A 3,859-nucleotide genomic window follows, 5' to 3' on the forward strand; every position below is an offset into this window, starting at 1 on the left:
CCCTTCCCCCGCCGTCCCGTCATGACCGGCTGGCGCCAGGAGCCGTCCTGCACGGCGGCGGTGACCAGGGCCATGCAGAGCGGGCTGGCCACCACCGAGTTCTGGCCGATGGCGTCGGCGCCCAGCTCGTCGGCGTTCCCGTGGGGCTTCACCGTGCCGCAGACCCCAGGGCCCTCGATGTCCTTGTTGAACCCGAACAGTTCGGCGGCGTCCACCAGGCCGCCGGCCGACAGCAGCCGGACCGACTGCTCGGCGAAGGTCGTGTTGCAGGAGACCGCGAAGGCGCCGGTCAGCGTGGTGGTCCCGGGGGCGGCGTGCCCCCCGGCGTTGGTGAACGGACGGCCGTTCGGAGGCGTGTAGGTCGCGGGGCAGGACACCCGCGAGTCCGGGGTCAGGCCCCGGGAGAGCAGCGCGGCGGCGGTGACCACCTTGAACGTCGACCCCGGCGGGTAGAGGCCGCGGATGGCGCCCTGCCCGCCCAGCTCCCCGCCCAGCCGGTCGGCGAGCGCGAGCACCTCGCCGGTGTCGGCCTTGACCGCGACGATCGCCGCGGGGCTGTCCACGCCGTCCAGCGCGCGGGCCGCCGCGGCCTGGACCGGCCGGGAGAACGTGGTGCGGACCCTCCTGGCGGACGGCGGCGCGAACGCCGCCAGCTCCTGGACCGTCCCGTCCGTCCGGACCGCCTCCAGGGCGTAGCCGCTGCCGCCCCCCTCCAGGTCGGCGCCGAGCATGCCGAGGTAGCTCTCCGCCCCGCTGTCGCGCGGGAACCGCGTGCCGGAGCGGGTCACCAGCTCGACGGCGGGCCCCGGGACCTCCTTCAGCCGGATCCGCCCGCCGTCCTTCAGCGCCGGATGGAGCGTCTCCGGCGTCCAGAGCACCTTCCATCGCCCGTCCCGCCGGACCAGCCGCAGCGTCGACGCGAACGGCCACGCCCCGAGGTCCCTGATCCCCCTGACCCCCTGGAACGGCAGCTCGGCCACCTGTCCCCCGTGCCGCCGCAGCGTGCCCGGGATGAGATCCAGCGACTCGATGTCCAGGTCGCGGGAGAAGGCGAGATGCCGCTCGGCGAAGTCGGCGGGCGTGTCGGCGACCAGACGGCTCATCGCGCCGATGTCGCTGCCCTCCCAGGCCGCCAGATAGGCCGTCGCCGTCTCCTCGGGACCGGCCACCGGCCGGCTCTCCGCCCCCGTGGGGCGCACCAGCACGTAGAGCCCGGCGCCGATGACGGCGAGAACGACGATGATGAGTGTGAGGACCGCTCGACTGCGCATACGGTTTCTCCCAAGGGTGTCCCCGGGTTGTATATCAGAGGAAAGAGGATCAAGGTGATGGTCAGGCGGGAACCGAAGGGGCCGATGCCGGGCCGTTATCCGGTGACCTTCGGCGAGGTCGAGCTCCTCGGGGATCTGGACCGTCCCTCCGGCTGGGTGATCTCCAAGGACGGCGTGCCCCAGTCCTATGTGGACCTGGAGGATCCGACCTATCTCGACTTCGAATACGTCCGGCTGATGGCCGCCGTGATCGACCTGCTCGACGAGGGCCCCCTGGACGCCGTGCACGTGGGGGGCTGCGCCTGCACCCTCCCCCGCTACGTGGCGGCGACCCGTCCGGGGTCGCGGCAGATCGTCGCCGAGCCGGACGGAGGCCTCGTCCAGCTCGTCAGGGACCAGCTCAGCCTGAAGTCGGTGCCCCGCCTCAAGGTGAAGGTCCTCGACGGCCGTACGGCGACCGCCGGGCTCCAGGACGCCTCGGCCGACCTGATCGTGCTGGACGCCTTCAGCGGTGCCACGATGCCGCTCGACCTGGCCACCTCCGAGTACATGGGCGACGTCGCCCGCGTCCTGCGCCCGGCCGGGACCCTGTTGATCAACATCGCCGACGGCAAGGGCCTGGCCTTCGCCCGCCGGGTGCTCGCCACCGTCGGCGGCGCCTTCCCTCACGTGGCGCTGCTCGCCGACCCCGGCGTCATGCGGGGCCGCCGCTTCGGCAACCTCATCGTCGCCGCCTCCCGCGCCGGACTGCCCCTCACCGGCCTGACCCGGCGGGCCGCCGGCGGCATCACTCAGGCCCGGTGCGTGTACGGCGAGGACCTGACCAGGTTCGTCGCCGGAGCTCCGCCGCTCAACGACGGCGACGCCGTCGTCGTGCCCGTCCCCCCGCCGGGGGTCTTCGGCTGAACGGAGGCCCACCGGGGGCTCCGACCGAACGGATGCCCGCCGGAGGTTTTCGGCTGAGCGGAGGCGGGCGGCTCTTCCTGCCACCGGGCGACCCCGTCGGCATATTCTTGGTATTTCCTACTTACAATAAATGATATTTCCAGCACGCCGGGTACCGCCGACGTGCCGTGTCCATGGTTCACAGCGTGGGAGTGCACATGTCCGAGGCTCCGTCCTATGGTCCCCCAGACGCGCCCGGGGGAAGATCCGCCGCATGGCAGGGACCACCCGCCGAACTGGCGATGTCCCCGGACGACCTGAAGTCGTCCATCGCGAAGGCGTTCCGCATCGAGAGCACCGACCTCACCGGCGCGCTCGTCAAGGAGGTGAACGAACTGATCGCGGTCGGTGACTTCTGGGGCGGCGACGAGGCGGGCGCGAAGTTCTACAACGGCGACGCCGAAGTGCTGGGCTACGCGGCGACGGCCGAGGCGGTCATGACCGAGGCGAGCGCCATCTCGTCCTTCTACACCGGCGTCGCGGCCCGCATTCACGACATGGGGAGAAACGTGGAGGCCGCCGACTGGGCCAGTATCGCCGAGATGCCCAGGATCCTCCGATGAGGCTCAACCGCTCGGCGCTGTTCCCGCTGGGGGCGGCGGGCATGATGGGGATCGTCCTCAACGACATCTACCGGCGGTGGCCGGAGGGCGATCCGGACGGGGCACGCCGGGCCGCCGCCGTCTGGAGGTCGATCGGCGCGCTGGTGGCGACATCCCAGGGAGACATGGAACGGCAGGCCGCGCGCGTGTGGCAGAACAACCCCAGCGAGGGCAGCGACGCGTTCCGCGCCTTCTGGGCGGGCGGCCTCTTCAGTTCCCTGCCCTCCGGCGCGCAGGGTCCGACGGCCCGTTTCTCCTTCCCCGACTACGCCGAGGCGGTCACCGCCCACTGCGAGCGCACCGCCGAGGCGTGCGAGGAGTACGCCGAGGCGGTGGAGGCCACCCAGCACGCGCTCAAGGTCCTCGCGGCGACCGAGGTCGCGCAGCTGTTGTTCGCCGGAGCCTGGCCGCTGGTGGGCGGCCCCGGCGCCGCCGCCATCAAATGGGCGGCGGACAAGCTGCGCCGGCAATATCAGGTCGAGTACCTGATGATGCTCTTCCAGAGATACGTCGCGGAGATCGTGCGGAAGAAGATGGCGGACTACGCCGCCGGAAGCGCCTTCTTCGCCCTCGGCGACACCACCCTGTCGATCGGCACCAAGGCGGCGTTCGGCGACGGCCCCGGATCGTTCGAGGACAACGCCACGATGACCATGAAGGACTTCGCCGCCTGCCTGGTCTTCTTCGGCGTCTGGGACCTCACCAGGGTCGGCCCTCTGGGGAAGGTGCTCGACAACGACGCGGGCAACTTCGCCTCCTTCTACATCGGTTCCAACTCCTACACCGTGGCGTCCAACGCGATGAACGGAGAGAGCGGGAAGGACCTGCTGCCCACGTTGAAACAGATTTTGGCCAAGGCCATGGTCGGCACGATGCAGGGGGCCAAGACTCCGGAGTGAGCCGCACCGGGCCGGGGGAACGCGCCCGGAGCGAGACCGCCACGCCGGAGACCGGGACACCCGGGCGGGACCGGGACGCCGGGCGGAGCGCGCCGGGCGGGGACCGGGACATCCAGGGGGACCGCTGTGGCGGGACCGGGAC

General features: G+C 71.5%; 4 protein-coding genes. 3 read left to right on the plus strand and 1 reads right to left on the minus strand.

Features of this window, described 5'->3' with window-relative positions; translation table 11 throughout:
* A partial coding sequence (locus tag CA984_RS42980; protein WP_086579028.1) for a penicillin-binding transpeptidase domain-containing protein occupies positions 1 to 1,271 on the minus strand: 1,271 nt, incomplete at its 3' end.
* Between the two features lie 84 nt (positions 1,272 to 1,355).
* Between CA984_RS42980 and CA984_RS42985 the strand changes: the two genes are divergently transcribed.
* The 3 genes from CA984_RS42985 (at position 1,356) to CA984_RS42995 (ending at position 3,717) form a co-directional block, all read left to right on the plus strand.
* Positions 1,356 to 2,177, plus strand: coding sequence for a spermidine synthase (locus tag CA984_RS42985; RefSeq protein WP_086579031.1), 822 nt, complete (start codon positions 1,356 to 1,358; stop codon positions 2,175 to 2,177).
* A gap of 197 nt (positions 2,178 to 2,374) precedes the next feature.
* A complete protein-coding gene (locus tag CA984_RS42990; protein WP_133061967.1) occupies positions 2,375 to 2,779 on the plus strand; it encodes a hypothetical protein in 405 nt (134 codons plus the stop codon).
* On the plus strand, positions 2,776 to 3,717 hold the full coding sequence (locus CA984_RS42995; RefSeq protein WP_086579030.1) for a WXG100-like domain-containing protein: 942 nt from the start codon (positions 2,776 to 2,778) through the stop codon (positions 3,715 to 3,717). Before CA984_RS42990 ends, CA984_RS42995 begins: the two co-directional genes overlap by 4 nt.
* Positions 3,718 to 3,859 lie beyond the last annotated feature (142 nt).

It is taken from the genome of Streptosporangium minutum (genome assembly GCF_002149035.1).
Classification (GTDB): Bacteria; Actinomycetota; Actinomycetes; order Streptosporangiales; family Streptosporangiaceae; genus Streptosporangium; species Streptosporangium minutum.

Coding starts and splice junctions, on each gene's coding strand:
- CA984_RS42985 (WP_086579031.1), top strand. CDS start 1,356: ATGCCGGGCCGTTATCCGGTGACCTTCGGCGAGGTCGAGCTCCTCGGG.
- CA984_RS42995 (WP_086579030.1), top strand. CDS start 2,776: ATGAGGCTCAACCGCTCGGCGCTGTTCCCGCTGGGGGCGGCGGGCATG.
- CA984_RS42990 (WP_133061967.1), top strand. CDS start 2,375: ATGTCCGAGGCTCCGTCCTATGGTCCCCCAGACGCGCCCGGGGGAAGA.